This is a genomic window from Kaistella sp. PBT33-4 (genome assembly GCF_029194425.1).
Classification (GTDB): domain Bacteria; phylum Bacteroidota; class Bacteroidia; order Flavobacteriales; family Weeksellaceae; genus Marnyiella.
Genome location: NZ_JARFYL010000002.1, coordinates 497,480 through 515,304 on the forward strand (window position 1 = coordinate 497,480; position 17,825 = coordinate 515,304).

At 43.1% G+C, this 17,825-nt stretch carries 20 protein-coding genes; 10 read left to right on the forward strand and 10 right to left on the reverse strand.

Features of this window, described 5'->3' with window-relative positions:
- Positions 1-17 precede the first annotated feature (17 nt).
- The 3 genes from P0M11_RS05260 to P0M11_RS05270 all read left to right on the forward strand — a co-directional run bounded on the left by P0M11_RS05260 (position 18) and on the right by P0M11_RS05270 (position 3,553).
- Positions 18-2,621 carry a putative LPS assembly protein LptD gene (locus P0M11_RS05260; protein ID WP_275624866.1) on the forward strand — a complete coding sequence of 868 codons (2,604 nt, stop codon included), beginning with the start codon at positions 18-20 and terminating at the stop codon, positions 2,619-2,621.
- A 102-nt stretch (positions 2,622-2,723) separates the two neighbouring features.
- The gene (locus P0M11_RS05265; protein ID WP_158063201.1) at positions 2,724-3,104 is read left to right on the forward strand and encodes a RidA family protein; all 381 of its coding nucleotides are present in this window, start codon (positions 2,724-2,726) and stop codon (positions 3,102-3,104) included.
- On the forward strand, positions 3,104-3,553 hold the full coding sequence (locus tag P0M11_RS05270; RefSeq protein WP_275624751.1) for a hypothetical protein: 450 nt from the start codon (positions 3,104-3,106) through the stop codon (positions 3,551-3,553). The genes P0M11_RS05265 and P0M11_RS05270 overlap by 1 nt, the downstream gene beginning before the upstream one ends.
- A gap of 66 nt (positions 3,554-3,619) precedes the next feature.
- Here P0M11_RS05270 and P0M11_RS05275 read toward each other — a convergent pair whose 3' ends face one another.
- A complete protein-coding gene (locus P0M11_RS05275) occupies positions 3,620-5,137 on the reverse strand; it encodes a trypsin-like peptidase domain-containing protein (RefSeq protein WP_275624752.1) in 1,518 nt (505 codons plus the stop codon).
- 238 nt (positions 5,138-5,375) lie between these two features.
- On the opposite strand from P0M11_RS05275, the gene P0M11_RS05280 reads away from it, so the two are divergent.
- From P0M11_RS05280 to P0M11_RS05290, 3 genes are read left to right on the forward strand one after another with little or no spacing between them, the layout of a single operon-like run.
- The gene (locus tag P0M11_RS05280; RefSeq protein WP_275624753.1) at positions 5,376-6,620 is read left to right on the forward strand and encodes a peptidase U32 family protein; all 1,245 of its coding nucleotides are present in this window, start codon (positions 5,376-5,378) and stop codon (positions 6,618-6,620) included.
- Positions 6,621-6,652: 32 nt separating this feature from the next.
- Positions 6,653-6,883, forward strand: a complete 231-nt coding sequence (locus P0M11_RS05285; protein ID WP_275624754.1) for a ferredoxin — start codon at positions 6,653-6,655, stop codon at positions 6,881-6,883.
- 3 nt (positions 6,884-6,886) lie between these two features.
- Positions 6,887-7,459 (forward strand): 5-formyltetrahydrofolate cyclo-ligase, encoded by a 573-nt coding sequence (locus tag P0M11_RS05290; protein ID WP_275624755.1) that lies wholly within the window; start codon positions 6,887-6,889, stop codon positions 7,457-7,459.
- Here P0M11_RS05290 and P0M11_RS05295 read toward each other — a convergent pair.
- Positions 7,411-7,992: a hypothetical protein gene (locus P0M11_RS05295; RefSeq protein ID WP_275624756.1), complete on the reverse strand. Its 582-nt coding sequence runs from the start codon at positions 7,990-7,992 to the stop codon at positions 7,411-7,413. The genes P0M11_RS05290 and P0M11_RS05295 overlap by 49 nt on opposite strands.
- Positions 7,976-9,133, reverse strand: a complete 1,158-nt coding sequence (locus P0M11_RS05300) for a hypothetical protein (RefSeq protein ID WP_275624757.1) — start codon at positions 9,131-9,133, stop codon at positions 7,976-7,978. Before P0M11_RS05300 ends, P0M11_RS05295 begins: the two co-directional genes overlap by 17 nt.
- 197 nt (positions 9,134-9,330) lie before the next feature.
- On the opposite strand from P0M11_RS05300, the gene P0M11_RS05305 reads away from it, so the two are divergent.
- Positions 9,331-9,669 carry a hypothetical protein gene (locus P0M11_RS05305; RefSeq protein ID WP_158063209.1) on the forward strand — a complete coding sequence of 113 codons (339 nt, stop codon included), beginning with the start codon at positions 9,331-9,333 and terminating at the stop codon, positions 9,667-9,669.
- A 108-nt stretch (positions 9,670-9,777) separates the two neighbouring features.
- Positions 9,778-9,990: a hypothetical protein gene (locus P0M11_RS05310; RefSeq protein WP_158063210.1), complete on the forward strand. Its 213-nt coding sequence runs from the start codon at positions 9,778-9,780 to the stop codon at positions 9,988-9,990.
- A gap of 50 nt (positions 9,991-10,040) precedes the next feature.
- Here P0M11_RS05310 and P0M11_RS05315 read toward each other — a convergent pair whose 3' ends face one another.
- The 7 genes from P0M11_RS05315 to P0M11_RS05345 form a co-directional block, all read right to left on the reverse strand.
- Complete coding sequence (locus P0M11_RS05315; RefSeq protein ID WP_275624867.1) at positions 10,041-10,814, reverse strand: TrmH family RNA methyltransferase; 774 nt, start codon at positions 10,812-10,814, stop codon at positions 10,041-10,043.
- Positions 10,807-12,312, reverse strand: a complete 1,506-nt coding sequence (gene rmuC / locus P0M11_RS05320) for a DNA recombination protein RmuC (protein WP_275624758.1) — start codon at positions 12,310-12,312, stop codon at positions 10,807-10,809. The genes P0M11_RS05315 and rmuC overlap by 8 nt, the downstream gene beginning before the upstream one ends.
- A gap of 52 nt (positions 12,313-12,364) precedes the next feature.
- A complete protein-coding gene (locus tag P0M11_RS05325; protein WP_275624759.1) occupies positions 12,365-13,126 on the reverse strand; it encodes a DUF5995 family protein in 762 nt (253 codons plus the stop codon).
- A gap of 56 nt (positions 13,127-13,182) precedes the next feature.
- Positions 13,183-13,599: a YciI family protein gene (locus tag P0M11_RS05330; RefSeq protein WP_275624760.1), complete on the reverse strand. Its 417-nt coding sequence runs from the start codon at positions 13,597-13,599 to the stop codon at positions 13,183-13,185.
- A 100-nt stretch (positions 13,600-13,699) separates the two neighbouring features.
- Entirely contained in the window at positions 13,700-14,905 is a 1,206-nt protein-coding gene (locus P0M11_RS05335) for an FAD-binding oxidoreductase (RefSeq protein ID WP_275624761.1), read from the reverse strand.
- 16 nt (positions 14,906-14,921) lie between these two features.
- Positions 14,922-16,103: a nicotinate phosphoribosyltransferase gene (gene pncB, locus P0M11_RS05340; RefSeq protein ID WP_275624762.1), complete on the reverse strand. Its 1,182-nt coding sequence runs from the start codon at positions 16,101-16,103 to the stop codon at positions 14,922-14,924.
- Positions 16,104-16,185: 82 nt separating this feature from the next.
- Entirely contained in the window at positions 16,186-16,662 is a 477-nt protein-coding gene (locus tag P0M11_RS05345) for a Dps family protein (protein WP_275624763.1), read from the reverse strand.
- Positions 16,663-16,904: 242 nt separating this feature from the next.
- On the opposite strand from P0M11_RS05345, the gene rpsL reads away from it, so the two are divergent.
- On the forward strand, positions 16,905-17,318 hold the full coding sequence (gene rpsL / locus P0M11_RS05350) for a 30S ribosomal protein S12 (RefSeq protein WP_158063215.1): 414 nt from the start codon (positions 16,905-16,907) through the stop codon (positions 17,316-17,318).
- 25 nt (positions 17,319-17,343) lie between these two features.
- Entirely contained in the window at positions 17,344-17,820 is a 477-nt protein-coding gene (gene rpsG, locus P0M11_RS05355) for a 30S ribosomal protein S7 (RefSeq protein ID WP_158063216.1), read from the forward strand.
- The last annotated feature ends 5 nt before the right edge of the window (positions 17,821-17,825 follow it).

Sequence of the window (17,825 nt, forward strand, 5' to 3'; positions counted from 1 at the left end):
TATAATTTTGCTCGCAAATATTAAACAGTACCGGTATCAAAAGCGCCTCCAAAAATATATTACATATTTTAATTATCCTAATTTTTAACAGTTTTTTAGCACCACTGCATGCTCAGAACACTGCTGAAAATAAGGTGGTTAGTGACTCCGTACGCCGTACTGATACTGTACGTGTGCCGGGAGAGCAACTAGCTGATATCGTGAGGACTAAAGCGGACAGCGAACGGAATGACTTTCAGCATAAAATGACTTATCTGAACAAAAATGCACAGGTGAAGTATCAGGATATGCAGATTGATGCGGATTATATACGCATAGACTGGCGGAAAAATGAGATCTATGCACGTGGCGAGGTAGACAGCGCCGGCAGAATCATTAAACCAGCTGTGGCCACCCAGGCCGGTAAATCTTATGAATACAATGATTTTCAGTACAATTACAAAACCAGGCAGGCCATGGCCTATAACGCCCGCACCGAGGAGAGTGAAGGCGTAATTGTAGCTCAGAAAACCAAGAAATACAATGATTCGGTCTTTTTCATGCGCCGGGGATTATTTACTACAGACGAGTATTTCCTGAAGAAAAAAGATACCGTTGCCGACTATCACCTGCTGGCTCCCAATATCAAACTGATTAAAGGCAAGCAGAATTCCCAGGTGGTTACAGGACCTGTACAGATGTATATTGAACAGGTACCTACACCTCTGATCCTGCCGTTTGCGATCCTTCCTTTTTCCGACAAAAGATCTGCCGGTATACTGATTCCGAGTTTTGGTGAAAGGCAGGATGTAGGGTTTTTCCTGAACAGTTTTGGATACTATCAGCCAATCGGTGAACATTTTGATGCAAAGATCATGGTTGATTTTTACACCAAAGGCAGCTGGAACATCAGGCCGGAAACGAACTATGTAAAGATGTACCGTTACAACGGTAACTTTGCAGCAGATATCGGATCTACCGTGCGGGGTATTAAAGGCCTGGACGATTACAGCAAGGTGAACACCTACCGGATCTCCTGGCGGCACTCGCAGGATACAAAGGCTAATCCTCTGTTGAATTTCAGTGCGTCGGTAGATCTTGTAAGTTCAAAATTCTACAACAATACGATCAACAACAATTATATATTTAACCAGAATGTGCTGAATACACAGCAGAATTCTACCGTGAGTGTAACAAAGCGCTTTCTCACATTGCCTGTGACCATTACAGGAACCGCCTCGTACTCCCAGAATTTTTCATCGGGACTTGCTGATTTAAGATTGCCCCAGATTAATGTGGCGGTGAACCAGTTTTATCTGTTTAAACCCCGTACCGGCATCCGGGAAGGACTCCTGGAAAACATTACTGTGAATACCGGCCTTAACTTTACCAACTATGCCAACACCGGCGAGGGCGAAATGTTCACAGAAGCCATGTGGGACAAAATGCAGACAGGCCTGCGGAATAATATCACCCTGGGAACGAATACCAATATCGCTAAATATTTTACATTTTCCGTAGGCGCTAATATCGACAATGCGCTTACCACGAAAACGCTTCGCAGAACCTACAATCCGATCACCAACGAGGTGGAAAATAATTTCAGTAGTAAAATCGGCGGGTATTCGGTTTTCAGCACCAGTGCAAGTATTCAGACCACTCTTTACGGCACCAAAATCTTCAAGGCCGGCTCGGCCATCCAGGGAATCAGGCATATGGTAATGCCCAGTATAGGATTCAGCTACCGACCCGATTTTGGGACTCCCGGATTCGGATACTTCAGCAGCTATTATGATGCTGCCGGCTCCAATATTCCGTATTCAATATTTGATCAGGGCATAGTGGGTTCACCTACCAGTGGTATGGAAGGGGCAGTGAATTTCAGTATCGGTAACAATATTGAAATGAAGGTGCGCAGTAAAAAGGATTCCACCGGAGTCAAGAAGATCAAAATTTTTGAAGCACTCAATATCGCAGGTGGTTATAATTTGGCAGCCAAAAACAATAAATGGTCTGTGTTTACTGTAAACGGTCAGTCTTCTTTTCTGGACAGTAAACTCAGTCTCAACAGTAGCTTGATCATCGATCCCTATGAGAATGTATTTGTGCCCGAAGAAAACAGGGTAGTGCGTACGGAGAATTTTGGTAAATTTAATATACAGGGTTTCAACCTTCAGCTGTCTTATCCATTAAGTGACCTTATTTTCGGCGAAAAGGAGGAACTGGACAAGAAGTACAGCACCAAAGGCGAGATCAGAAATGAGAATTATTATTTTGATGATGACAATTATGCACGCTTTCATCAGCCCTGGACACTTAATATAAATGCGAATTACGGCTATAACAGAGGAGGAACGCTTTTCGGAAATACTGTGGCCTCTGTGGGGCTGGACGGCAGCATACAGCTTACTCCCTACTGGAATATCAATGGCAGCACCCACTATGATTTTATGACACAGGAACTGGCTTATACACGAGTGGGTTTCTCGAGAGATCAGCGCAGTTTTACAATAAATTTCAACTGGGTTCCTTTTGGACAGTATAAGGTTTACGACTTCTTTATCGGTATAAAGGCAAATATCCTGCAGGATGCGCTAAAATATAAGGACAGAAGTTTCACGCAACCTAACGCCCCATTCTAAGATTTCTTGCTGCAGCAGGCTGCTAAATTGCAGCTTTATCGCTAACTTCATTGGTTGACTGTTCCCGATTTAAGTTTTATATTTGCAAAAAATAAAAAATCTATGAAAAAAGTAATCACCACTACAAACGCTCCTGCTGCAATCGGTCCTTATGCACAGGCTAATATGGCCGGCGGCGTGCTCTATATCTCAGGTCAGATTCCGGTGGATCCTGCAACCGGTAATTTGGTGGAGGGTATTGAAAAGGAGACCCACCAGGTGATGAAAAACCTGAAAGCGATCCTGGAAGAAGCCGGTATGACATTTAAGAATGTAGTAAAAGCTTCTATTTTCCTGAAAAGCATGGATGATTTTGCGGTGATGAACGATATTTACGCGTCTTACCTGGATGCGGACAGCTATCCGGCACGTGAAACTGTACAGGTGTCCTGTCTTCCTAAAAATGTGGATATTGAGATCTCAATGATCGCCCATCAGGATTAATGAATTTTCTGCGAAATACTTTTGCGGTTCTTGTAGGTCTGACCATAGCATTGTTGGTGATCACTCTGGGTATACGAACCAATCCGGCCTGGATAACTTTTGAAGATTTTGCCCCATTTGAACATTGGGAAACATTCCTTAAGTCAGTGGAAGGCGATTACCGCTTCTTTGGTTTCCTGCTTCTCTTTACGGGTATTGGTTCGGTTGTAGGTGGTGTTGCAACAGCTATTATTGTAAAATATGGTAAGGTGGCCTACGCAATTCTCATCGGCTTTGCGTTACTTTTCCTGGCAATGCTGGATATTATTATTTTTCCCTACCATCCCACATTTTACAAAATCTGTATCTTCCTTACCTTCTTTCCGTTTTCCTGGATTGGTGGCAAGATTGTGGAGGTAATCTATGAACGCAGGAAACGGCGCCTGCGCGGGACAGAACCGCAGGAGTAAATTGTGACTGATATGAACAGAAGTGCCCCGGGATTCCCGGGGCACTTTCATTTACAATTATAATAATTAGTTAGGCATAACAAATCCTTTGGTATAGATACGGCCGTACTCGTCTACAAATTTGATCTGTACATTCCCTCTGTGGTTTTTAAGCAGGTTTTCTACATCTTTTTGAGAGTTTACCGGTTTACCGTTCACCTCAATTACAATATAGTTATCTACAATTCCAATTTTAGCCATCTCGCCACCTTCCTGCACGTTCTTGGTCACTACACCGCTGTTCAGTCCGTAATCCGTCTTGAACCTATCGCTGAGCGGTGAGAAATCGGCGCCTATTTTTTCGCTTACAGTAAGGTCAGCCTTAGTCCTTACGGATGTATTTCCCTTCTGATCCTTAAGTACTACACGTGAAACCATTTCGCGTCCGTTCCTCAGGTAGGTTACATTTACTGCATCACCCGGTCTTTTACTTCCTACAGCCAGTGTAAGGTCTGCGAAATCGGAAATCAATGTATTGTCTACTTTAGTAATTATGTCTGCTTTTCTCAAGCCGGCATCCTCCGCACCGCTCTTCTCAGTCACTTCTGTAACATAAATTCCGTTGCCTACCTTCAGGTTGGTCTTAAACTGCTGGTTGTACTGTGCAACCTGCTGGTCATTGGATAGGTCCAGCGAATTTACACCCAGGAACCCCCTTTGAACAAGGCCGTACTTCTTAATGTCTTCCACAATCTTCCTGGCCAGGTTAGAAGGCACAGCAAAACCATAACCCTGATAATAACCATTGGTTGATGAAATGGCAGAATTGATACCGATCAGATCACCATTTGGATTTACAAGGGCACCACCAGAATTTCCTGGATTAATTGCGGCATCCGTCTGGATGAAACTTTCAATTGGATTGCTGGCTTTGCCCTGGCTGCCCAGAATTCCGATTCCGCGTCCCTTGGCCGAAATAATACCTGCAGTAACTGTAGAGTTCAGCCCAAGAGGGTTACCTACTGCCAGTACCCACTGACCCACCTCTACATTGTCTGAATTCGCAAAATTGAGGTAGGGTAATCCCTTTTCTTCAACTTTGAGTAAGGAGATATCAGTGTTGGGATCAGTTCCTACCAATGTGGCGATATAACTTTTCTTATTGCTTAAAACTACCTCAAGCTTATTGGCACCTGCTACAACGTGGTTATTGGAGATAATATAGCCATCCGGCGAAATAATTACGCCTGAACCCATTCCTGAGGGAATATTATCCGGTCTTTGCTGGTTTCGCTGACTTCTGTTGGGCTGGCCGAAAAACCACTCAAAAATATCCTGCTCACTGCTTCGGCCCGCAGACCTGTTAGAGTAGTTTTTAATCGTTACAACTGCCGGTACGGTCGTTTTGGCAGCTTTCACAAAATCTTCACCCAAAGCTGCCTGGTTAAAGCCGGCAAAGGAAACATCATTTTTGGCCGTGGAAAAATATCCTGTATCTGCAATGGAAGCATCATTGTTTATGTAATTGATAGCTCCGAAAGTTGTAGCGCCGGAAACTACACCTACGACGGCATACGGTAATAATTTTTTAAAAATATTCTTCATAATATCTCTCTATTGTCTTTCTAATTTAAACAAATATGATGCTATATAGGTATCTTGTCATATTAAGATGTTTCATCTTTAACTAAAATTTAACTACTAAACGCCCCTATTTATATATTTTTAAGGGATTTGCCTGCTTTTATTGAAGATTGGGTCAGAAGGGCTGTTTAAAGTTCTGTCATTTTGACCTCTAGAGCCATTTTTAAATAGCTTATCTTTGCAAAAATTTATTACAAAAATGACAAAAAGCGGTAAAATAGAACTTATGGCGCCGGCCGGCGACTTCACTGCCCTTCAGGCAGCTCTTGATAACGGGGCAGATTCTGTTTACTTTGGTGTGGAACAACTTAATATGCGTGCCCGGGCTTCCATGAATTTCACCCTGGAAGATTTGCCGGAAATTGCCCGCAGATGTGGGGAAAAAGGCGTGCGTACCTACCTTACACTTAATACCATTATATACGACCACGATCTTTCTATTATAAAGACGCTTCTGGATACAGCCAAGTCGGCAGGCCTTACAGCAGTTATTGCAATGGACCAGGCGGTTATTTCTTATGCCCGCCAGATCGGTCTGGAAGTTCATATTTCTACCCAGATCAATATTACAAATATTGAGACGGTGAAATTCTATGCACTCTTTGCAGATACCATGGTGATGAGCCGTGAGTTAAGCATCACACAGATCAAGAAAATCTGTGACCAAATCGTGAAGGATGATGTTCGCGGACCTTCCGGCAATCTGGTCGAAGTTGAAATTTTTGGTCACGGCGCACTTTGTATGGCCGTTTCCGGAAAATGTTACTTAAGCCTGCATTCAGCTAACTCCTCGGCCAACCGTGGAGCCTGTAAACAGAACTGCCGTAAAAAGTATACAGTAACCGATCAGGAAACGGGCTTTGAGATTGAGCTTGATAATGAGTATATGATGTCGCCTAAGGACCTTTGCACCATTGGATTCCTTAATGATATCGTGGATGCCGGTGTGCAGGTGCTTAAGATTGAAGGCCGGGGCCGTGCTCCCGAATATGTAGCCACCGTGACGAAATGTTACCGCGAGGCGATTGATGCAGTAGCCGACGGCACTTTTACTCAGGAAAAAGTGGAGAACTGGATGAAGCGGCTTGAAACTGTTTATAACAGGGGTTTCTGGAGCGGATATTACCTGGGACAGGAATTGGGTGAATGGTCCTCCAATTCAGGATCGAGCGCGACTCAGAAAAAAGTATACGTTGGAAAAGGCAGACATTTCTATCCAAAATCCAGCATCGCGGAATTCCTTATTGAAGCTTATGATGTGAACGTAGGTGATACGGTTCTTATACAGGGCCCAACTACGGGCTCACAGGAAATGGTACTGGAGGCCATGCAGGTGGATACCAGACCCGAAGCGGACAAAGCTACCAAATCCGACGTAATTACTTTTAAGACCGATTTCAGGGTAAGACCAAGTGATAAGCTCTACAAGATCGTTCAGTCATAACAGGCCGGGCAAATCAAAATCAAACGGATTCTATGATTATAGTTACGCTGCAGCGCGATAAATGTATTGGCTGTAACTACTGTGCTGAGTTTGCACCGGAGTTTTTCCGGATGTCCCGTAAAGACGGAAAATCAGTTCTGTTGAAGTCAGCAGATAAAAAAGGATTCTATACTCTTAAAACTCCCTCAGCTGATGCGGTGGAACCCTGCGAAAAGGCGGCTAAAGCTTGCCCTGTGAATATTATTTCTGTGAAAATAACTTAGCCTATGACTAAGCACGAATTACGGACTTTGTATCTAGAAAAGAGAAAAGCGCTTTCTGAAGCGGATGTTAAATTAGCCTCCGAACGCATCTTTTCGCGTTTCCGTGAGGCTTTTCCGGTTACAGTCGGTCAGAAATTCCATGTTTTTATCAGTATCAGTAAGTTCAATGAAGTCCATACCGCCCCGTTCATCAATGAGCTTTATGAAAAGGGGGCACGTGTGTTCGTTCCTAAGATGCTGGACGGCGAAATAATTTCCGTTGAAATATTTCCGGACACCGAAATGATTCAGAACGGTTGGGGTATACGTGAACCGGAATCCAATAAGGATGCGAGGGTAAAAGATTTCGACTATATAATTACCCCATTGCTTTATTGCGACCGAAGTGGGGGCAGAGTGGGTTATGGGAAAGGTTTCTACGACCGGTTTTTCGCCACCCTTGAGCCAAACTGCAGTAAGGTGGGGGTGGGATTCTTTGCGCCGGGATTACCGGTGGCCGATCTGACAAAAGAGGACGTACCTCTTGATTATCTGGTTACACCTGATGAAATACTGTCTTTTAGGATAGGTTGCTGATAGAAGTTCAGGAAAAAGAACTTGAATTCTTTCTTAAATCTGATTTCAGCGGGAACCAGTACATACTGAGCTTCACGCTGGAAACTACCGATGGGCCGGTTGTTGCGGTCAAAGTACTGAACGTCAAAACGAGCAAAATTCAGCGTATCCTCCTTAAAATAGCGTTCTGTAACTTCAAAGTTGCCAATACGCGCATTCCCAACATTCAGGCTGTCAAGTTCTGTAAGAAGGTTGTGGACGGTGAGTGAGTCGGGTTTATAGAAATAACCCAGAATTTGCTTATAAAGTGCAGCATCGATATCAGTATCCTGCTTTCCGGCCTTGTACAGAATAGACAGTTCCAGGACTTCCCGAACCTTTTGTTTGGTAATCTTATTGATGGCCTGCGCGCTGTCCATCTTTGTAGAGGGGTAGCTGGATTTGTTACTGTTGTATTTTACCTGCTCCAGGGACAGGTTGGGTGCCTGCTCTTTCTTACAGGCTACAGCCAGAAGAATTACGCATATCATTAATAACCTAATTATTTTCTTCATCTTCATTTATTTTAAATTTGATGGATACTATTTTTCCCTTTTCCCTAATCATTTCAATTACGGACAGGTTTCGGAGCGAGGTCGTAGGAGTGGTTACCAGAGTGATGTATTTCTGCTTATCCAGGGTTTCTATCCCATACAGGTCACTGTCATAAACCTGGTAAATGACAGCATTGTCACTTATACGGTTTTCAAGCTCGCTGCGTTTTTGTTTTATCAGTGTTAACGCCTCATCCGGGTTGCCGGAAATATCTTTTTTTGAGAAATAATAGACGGCCATTTTATAATCGTCCGGCTTTAGTTCTAAATTTTCCTCACGCGGCGCAGTTTCCAGGTTTCGGTTTACACTCAGGTTTTCATAAAACGGCGAGGTTATCTCCATTCTTAACACCTTGTCTTTTGTTGAATACTGGAAGCACTCACCGGGTGGAATTCTGTACATAATGGGAGACTCGTTTTCTTTAATCACCTTGATCTCCAGCATATTCTGTATAGAGGCATTCCGGTCGGCGTCAGAAAAACAGTACATATAAGTCCTCTCAAATATCTTATCCCCAAATGCCAGCAATCCGGTCAGAACAGCCAGTACGATCGTTGCTGCACCTAGAAGATATTTTCTGATGGATTTCCGGCGTGGAATCTGTTCCGTATCGTACGTGTCGAAGGATGGGCGGATATCTTTAAGCGGTTGATTTTCAGTATCCGATTTTTGTAAAATAACAGTGTTAGGTTCTTTGCTGGCGCTTTTTTCAGCAATTGAAGGTGCCGATTCTGCTACTGGTGTGGCCTGGGGATTTTCCTCTTCCTGGGACAAAACAGTTTCAGCCGTGTTGAGAGATTCATCACCTAGGCTGCAGTTTTTCCGGAAGTCGTGCCATGAAACGAAACCCGCGTAAATACTAAGAAGGTTAAGCATGTCAATGCGCGGCAGCTTAGTTGCAGGCACCGTCTTGAAATAAGTATAAAAGGTCTTTTCGCTGATGTTGCCTTTGGCAATCTGACGGAGATCTTCCTGAAAATAGATGATATCTATACCTTTCCACTTGGATATATCTTCGTGGGAAGGTGTGTGATTCTTAAGATACTGAGCCTGCACAGCAAGTTTCAGCTGCTCAAAATGCAATAGATCTATATTTGACAATCTTTTTACTTTTTGTTAAGGTGCTGATAATCAGAGTTACTTTTTTGTAAAACAGTTTTACAAAGATAATACAATTAATTTTCTGCAACAAAATTCCGTATGCCTATACCTTTGTAGTGTTGAAAATGAATGATTCTCTCATGTCGTCTTCAACAAAGTGTAAATTTAAACAACAAATCAAATAATTTAATAGTATTATGAAAAAATCATTTTTAATCACAGGTTTCGCTGCCCTTGCTCTTGTTGCGTGCGATAAAAAAGAAACAGTAGATACAACCAACTCTGCAGACTCAATGGCTGTAGTTGCTACAGATTCGGCTGCAATGGTTGCTGATTCAGCTGTAGAGGTTATCGATTCAGCTGCTGCTGTTACTGTGGATGCTGCTGCTGACGCTGCTTCTGCTACAACATCAAAAGGTGCTGCTGTTGCAAAAGACGCTGCTGCTGGTGCTGCTGAAGCCGCCAAAGGTGCTGCTGAAAGTGCTGCCGGTGCCGCTAAGGACGCTAAGGACGCTGTAAAAGAGGCAACTAAGTAATCTGAAAAAAAATATTTCAACCTGTAAATATTAGGTTTGGAATTCAAAAATAAAGTGTACTTTTGCACGCATTAAAAAAAGAACAATTAATTAATTTAAATATACATTATGAAAAAGTCATTATTCGTAGCTGCATTCGCTACATTAGCTCTAGTTGCTTGTAAGAAAACTGAAACTGTTGACACTACAGGTGCTGATTCAACTGTTGTAGAAATGGACTCTGCTGCGATCATCACTGATACTGCTGTAGTTGTTGCTGATTCTGCTGCTGTTGTTGCTCCAGAAGCTACTGTAACTGATTCTGCTGCTGTAACTAACTAATAGTTTACACAAACGAACAAAGAACCGTTCCTTTTTTGGGAACGGTTTTTTTATGTCTTTTTCTGAAGTTTCTGTCTTAAGATTTCATAACAGGATATGGCTACGGCATTGCTGAGGTTCAGGGAATCAATGCTGCCCGCCATCGGTATTAAGGTATTCTGGCCTTTGCCTTGCCAAAAAGTACTGAGGCCTGAATGCTCCGTGCCGAACACCAGCGCCGCTCTGCCGCTCAGATCCTGGGTGTGGATATCCCGTGCGCTGCTGTCCATTATTGTGGTGAAGATTTTGAAATCCCGGTCTTTCAGGAAAGCATGAATTTCTTCTGTTTCGGCCTGATAAACATTCATGCCGAATAGGCATCCAACGCTGGACCGTATCACATTGGGATTGTAAATATCTAACCGGGGATCAGCAATCAGTAGCGCTTCTATTCCAAAAGCTTCGCAGCTCCGCAGTATCGCACCCAGATTTCCGGGTTTCTCCAGTGATTCAACAACTATCACCGATGACTGTGGCGACGGGTTAAAATCCTCAAGGCTGCATTCTTTTTCTCTGTAGAGTCCGATGATTCCTTCAGCTTTCCCGCGGTAGGCAAGTTTTTCATATACCTTCGCGGAAACCTCACAAACTTTCCCGCTTGGAGGCTCCGCATTATATATGCTTTGCGCAATATAAAACTCCTCTGCCTCGTACCCGAAACGAAGGGCCCGCTCATTCTCCTGTTTTCCTTCCACAACGAATATTCCCGCTTTTTTGCGAAACCTGTTGTCAGTAATTATCCTGGAAAGTTTCTTTATTCTCTCGTTCTGAAGGCTCTCAATCATTTTCATTATTATTTTCGTGGTCAGCAGTTGCCGGTTCCTCTACGCCTGATCTTTCCAGTAACTGGGCCGGCAATTTTTTCTTAGGCTTTGCGCCCAGCTGCCTCAGTTTATCTGCCGAACGGACCAGATTTCCATTACCGGTGGAAAGTTTTTTCATGGCATTCTCGTAATCTGCTTTGGCGCTCTCCATTTTCTTGCCTACATTCAGCAGATCCGAAACAAATCCTTCAAACTTGTCGTAGAGCGCAGCTGCCTGCCGTGCAATTTCCTCCGCATTCCTGTTTTGGTCTGCACGCTTCCAGACATCGGATATGAGTTTTAGGTAGGCTATTAAATTGGTAGGGCTCAGCAATATAATATGTTTGTGATAAGCATAGTTCCAAAGCTGCGTATCGTACTGTACTGCGGTAAGAAAGGCAGGTTCTACCGGTATGAACATAATGGTGAAGTCAAGCGCCTCTTTCAGATTATCATACCGTTTATTTGCGAGGGTATCTACATGTTTTTTAATAGCTCCGATGTGCATATTCAGATTAAGCTGCCGGTCTTCGTCGGTTTCTGCGGAGCACATTCTCTCATAAGCATTAAGCGATACTTTGGAATCTATGATGACTATCTGGTTTCCGGGTAATTTCAGTACAAAATCAGGCCTCTGACTTTCGCCACTCTCTGTCCTTATATGATATTGCGAAAAGTACTCCCTGTCTTTGCAGAGTCCGGAATCCTCCAGGATTCTTTCCAGGATCATTTCGCCCCAGTTTCCCTGTGTTTTTGTCTGACCTTTAAGCGCTGCAGCAAGATTATTGGCCTCCTGACTGACCTTAGAGGTTTGCTCCAGCATAAGTTTAATAGTATTGTTCAATGAGAACCTTTCACGTGCTTCATTTTCGTAGACTTCATTCACCCGTTTTTTAAAGGTTTCCAGGTTTTCCCCCAGTGGTTTCAGCAATACATCAAGATTTTCCCTGTTGGCATCGGTGAATTTTCTGGATTTCTCTTCCAGAATTTCATTGGCCAGATTTTTAAACTCGTTTTTAGCCAATTCCTGTATCCGCTCAATCTCCGCTTTCTGGTTTGTTAATGACAGCTGCAGGCTTTCGTTATTGGCAGTCAGTTCAGCATTTCTGCCAAACATTTCCTGTTTTTCATGAAAAAGGGCTTCAATCTGTTGGTTGAGCTTAAGATGGATTTCCCGCATTTCATTAAGTTGGCTTTCGGTGCGTTTGTTCTCCGCGGATACTCTTGCCAAGCTGTTCCGGAGGGAAGAGATCTCCTCTGTAAATTTTTGGTTTGCCGCCTTTTCGGTTTGAAACGCTTCGTCCAGTTCCTGTATTTTCTTTTCGGAATTTTTTAAATCAGCTTGTGTGCGGATGAAGTTTGTGTTTAATTCATCATTAACCTGCCTTGATACATGGGTGGACTTCAGCATAAAGTAGGCGATCACTGCCCCCGCACCTGCCCCGCAGATAACACCAATTATCAGTGATGTAATTTCCATTTTTCAAAAGTAAAAAGAAAAATGGGTATTCGGAGTACAGCACAGTCTTTATTCAGACCGCGGTGGCATAAAGCACATCAATATTCCGGGCTACGTTGCTGCTTTCGCACGCTTTCAGCTTAGCCAGGATGTGCTTCGGCGTCCTTGGGGATGTAATGATATTTGCTGCAATTTGTGCCGCAGCGTGATCCACGATGCGTACAAGGGTAGGCCTAATAAAGGATGAGGAATTGGAAAGCACTGTGGCGGCAGCCCACGAAGTTTGGCGGGCCTTTGAAATGGCAAAGTCCAGCGTGCGGTTATCATTTCCCTGTGACAGCTGATCCAGTACTTCTACCGGATAACATATTTCACTCAGTGATTGCTGCACTTTTTGATTGATGGACGCAATGACGGTATTGATTTTATTGAAATCATTTTTCAGCGGATTGATTTTCCGGTATGGCATGATGGATGCTGCCGCAACACCCAGGTCAAGGTTGATGTGGGCATTGATACCCAATACAATATGCTGCATGATAAGCAACCGTGGGTCTTTGGCCGCTTCAAATGCGGTATGCCATGAATTGCTGCATTTCAATCTCTTTTTATATTGATCATAGGCTTCAAAATACCGGTACGCAAACGCCAGGTCCAGTCTTACCATTCGGGCCGGATCTTCAAATTCTTTTCTCTGCACACCCTTCAACACAGCAATGGTCATACTTCGGTAGGTACACGCAAAATATCCGTTCGGACTCTGCTTTTTCCTGCAATCGTCAATGATTTCATCAAGCTTTCCGAGTACCTGTTCTATTGAAGTGAAATTTTTCATTACAGGAAATGTTTAAATGGATTCAAAAATGCCGGTTCAGAAAATCAGAATGTTACCTAAGGGGTATCTTTTGCTATTTTCTTATGATACTGCAGATGCATAGGAATGGCAGCCGATCCATACCAGGGGAGGATTTCCACATTAAATATTCCTGTCTTTACGGTAGGGTCATTTTGCAGAAGATCCCTTGCTTCAGCTTCTGTTTTTACATCAAGCAGGAAAATGCCACGGTAGCCCAGGTTGTTCTTAGTGGCGAAAGGTCCTGCCAACTTCAGCTGTCCGGCCTTCTCCATTTCATTCATGTTGGAGAAGTGTCCTTTAAAAAGTTCTTCGCGCTGCTTCTTATCGGTGATCAAGGCATCCTGAGGTCCGGTTTTCAGGATGATTAACATATAGGATCGCATTCCCCTTTCATCTGCACCCAGGGAATCTGCCAGTTTCTGATTGAATTTCATTTCAGATTTACCGGACATACCTTCTTCTTTTGCACTCTTTACAGCGCAGGAGGATAAAATTATGATTAAAATACATAGAACTGAAACCTTCATATTTTCTGAATTTGGTTAATATGCTTTATCTGCTGAAACGAAAAAATTCCTCCAATTCGTGGCTGCCTCCCTTAAGATGAACAGAAAGCATTTCCATGCCTATAACTGAAAAGGTAATCCCATTTCCGCCGAATCCCAAAACAAAATAAGCGCCCGGAAATTTGGGATGTTCGCCAATATAAGGTAATCCATCTTTCGTTTCGCCGAAAATACCGGCCCAGGTAAAATCTGGCCTGAAGTCAAAATCGGGGAGTAGTTTTTTAACATAGTTTCTTAGCTTTTTTGACTTTATGTCCAGAAGCTGATCCCTTTTTTCCTTATTTATAAACTCTTCATCCTCTCCTCCCACCAAAATACGCCCATCGTCAGTACTTCGGAGATAGTGATAGGGCGAGGAGGTATTCCAAAATAACATACTGTCAAACTTAGGTGGCAACCGGGAACTCTGTTCACTTACAAGAGCATATGTAGAAAGGAGTTTAACAAAATCATCCTTTACCACCTCTACACTTTCAAAGCCGTTACAATAAATGATTTTTTTTGCTGAGATAGTATTGCCAAACTCTGTAGTAGCTTTTATTCCGGACTTTTTATAGACAACACTTTTAATATTGGTCTTGTCGAAAATTTTTAAACCTTTTTTTTGGTTAAAGTTAAGAAGATCATGCGAGAACTGAAATGCGTCCATGCTTCCGCCCTGATCTGAGAGGATTCCTCCAAAGCTGCTCTTAAGTCCGTATAATTTTTCAATTTCTGCCGCTTCCAGCCATTTTACCGGAAAATCATGCATTTCACGGGCGTTATATTCTTTCTTTAAATCTGGAAGATCCTTTTTATATGCGGCAAAGTAGAGCGACTTCTTTTTCATAAAACCGGCTTTGGATTTTATATTTTTTGAAATTTCAGCCAACTTATCGATAGAATGATAACACGCCCAGTAGCTTTGCACCGCACCTTTCTCACCAATCATTTCCTTGAGCTCGCACAGGGGGGTGTCTATTTCGTACTGCAGCATGGATGTGGTTGCAGAGGTGCTCCCGTTAGCAACTTCACGGCGGTCAATCAGCGTGGTTTCGTAACCGTCTGAAATGCATTGGTGAGCAATAAGGCTGCCCGTAATTCCGCTGCCTAACACAAGGATTTCTGTTTCATGGTTTTCACGCAGGGAAGGATAGGAATTGATAATGCCGTTTTTTACCAGCCAAAATGGTTCTGAAGTTTTAAGATTCATTGCGTGATTAATGGTATTAGCCAGTTATATTTAAAAATTCTTTCGCTAAATTAATCATCCGTAATTCGCCGGTATGCTTTCCCGGTTCATCTGAAAGTTTCACGGTGGGTATCCAATCGCCGCTTTGGGATTTTACACCTGTCAGCTTCATCACGATATTCATAGGCTTTACACCCGCATCATTTGTAAGATTGGTACCGATTCCGAACGAAATCCCTATTTTGCCCCTGCAGGCCTGGGTGATTTCAGCAACTTTGTCCAGATCGAGCCCGTCTGAAAAAATAATATATTTAAACAGCGGGTTGATGCCGTGTCTGTTATAATGGGCAATGGTTTTTTCTGCAAATTCAATTGGATCGCCACTGTCATGACGTACCCCGTCAAAAAGTTTGGCAAATTTCTTATCAAACTGGCTGAAGAAAACTTCCGTAGTATAAGTATCGGACAGGGCTACGCCAAGGTCGCCACGGTATACGTCCACCCAATGTTCCAGTGAGAGCGCATTGGCCATCTTGAAACCATATTCGGCTGCATGAAACATAAACCATTCATGAGCATGAGTGCCAATAGGCTTTACGCCGTATTTCATTGCGAAATGCACATTTGAGGATCCCGTAAATCCGCTGCTGCTGTTACGGGTAAGCGCGTCCATGACAAGGTCATGCACTTTATACGAATGCCGGCGCCGTGTACCGAATTCGGCATATTTTACCTGTAGCCTTTCCAGTCCCTCCACCTTCAGCAATGCTTTCTGCTGCACGGTGTCATCAGCCTCACGCTCCATCTTGTTCAGCTCATAATGCAGTTCAGAAATAAGCGCCAGCAACGGGACCTCCCAAAGGATGGTGCGGTACCATTGGCCTTCTACAGTGACTTCCAGATCACTGCCCTGCTGCCGGATGTGAACTTCCGACGGATCATAATGGTAGCCGCCCAGGAAATCGAGATATGGAAGGTCCAGATAAGGACAGGTAATACGGAGGTAGTCTTTTTCTTCGCGTGTTAGTTTCAGTTCAGCCATCGCATCTACGGCTTTCCGGAGTTCGGCATCAAAACCCTCAGGGAAGTGATGGTTGCCGCGGTTAATAAACCGGTATCTAACCCTTTCATTTGGGAACAGCTTCACCACCGCATTCTGCATGGTAATTTTATAAAAGTCGTTATCGAGAAGGGAGCGCAGCCGTACAGAATTCGTCATACTGATAAATATTAACAAATGTAGATAATCCAAAGAAAAATCGCCCTGTAATAAGGCGATTTTATTGTGAAGGAAGAGGAAATTACTTGCCGAGGAAGGAATTGTACATCCATACCTCTTTTTCCTGCTCCGTTATATAATCACTCATCTGTGAGTTGGTTCCCTCGTCACCTGCTTTTTCTGTCATGTCCAGAAGTTCTCTCTGCATATCAATGAGGATTTTAAATGATGCCAGGATGTTTTGAACACATTTATTGCCGTCGGAGACTTCGTTGCTTTCTTTGATTGTCGAAACAGTGAGGTAATCTGAATAGTTGTGTTTGGGAGTGGCGCCCAGTGTCAGAATCCTTTCCGCAATTTCGTCGATTTTAAGAACCAGATTATCATAAAGTTCTTCAAATTTTGGATGAAGGGTGAAAAAATCACTGCCCTTGATGTTCCAGTGGGCTCCTCTGGTGTTCTGATAAAATACCGAGTAGTTGGCCAGCAATTCATTCAGTTTTTCTGCAATAGGATTAATGTCGGTTTTTTCCAGCCCGATGATGTCAGGATTGTTCATAATATTTTTTTTAAAGATTTTTAATGTAAACAGAGGATGCAAATTCTGTGCTAACCAACACTTATGTCTAGGCGGGGTCAAGCCATAATTACGGTTTCCCAGGCTTATCTTGTAACAGTTTAATGAGTGAATGGTCGTAATCCAAGCTTCATGTTGATTATAATTTGTAATTAATTATAAATCAGTGTTTGTAGGTTGAATATTTATTTCTATTTTTGCACCCTAAAATAAAAAGCAATTAAATGCCTACTATTCAACAATTAGTAAGAAAAGGAAGAGCCACGCTTGCCAAGAAGAGCAAATCGGCTGCCCTTGATTCTTGTCCACAAAGACGCGGTGTTTGTACGAGAGTATACACCACTACCCCAAAGAAACCTAACTCTGCACTTAGAAAAGTAGCAAGGGTAAGACTTTCTAACGGGAAGGAGATCAACGCCTACATCCCGGGCGAAGGACATAATCTTCAGGAGCACTCGATAGTATTGGTAAGAGGCGGAAGGGTGAAAGACCTACCGGGAGTACGTTATCACATTGTAAGAGGTGCTTTAGACACTGCAGGTGTGAGTGGAAGAACTCAGAGAAGATCCAAGTACGGAGCTAAGAGACCAAAACCAGGTCAGGCAGCTGCTGCACCAGCAAAAGGTAAAAAGAAGTAATCATTAAAGTTTAAGGTACAGAACAATGAGAAAGACGAAAGCAAAAAAAAGACCGTTGTTACCGGATCCAAAGTTTAATGATCAGCTGGTAACAAGATTTGTAAATAACCTGATGCTTGACGGTAAGAAGTCAATTGCATTCAAAATTTTCTACGACGCGCTTGAGCTTGTAGAAGCAAAAAAAGGTGAAACTGAAAAGACTGCCCTTGAAATCTGGAAAGATGCACTTACGAATGTAATGCCTCACGTAGAGGTTCGTTCCAGAAGAATTGGTGGTGCTAACTTTCAGATCCCTATGCCCATCAGAGCCGACAGAAAGATTTCTATGGCGATGAAGTGGTTAATTAAATACTCTAAAGCAAGAAACGACAAGTCTATGGCCCAAAAGCTGGCGGCTGAAGTTATCGCTGCTTCCAGAGAAGAAGGTGCTGCTTATAAAAAGAAAACAGACACTCACAGAATGGCTGAAGCAAACAAGGCATTTTCACACTTTAAATTCTAATCTGA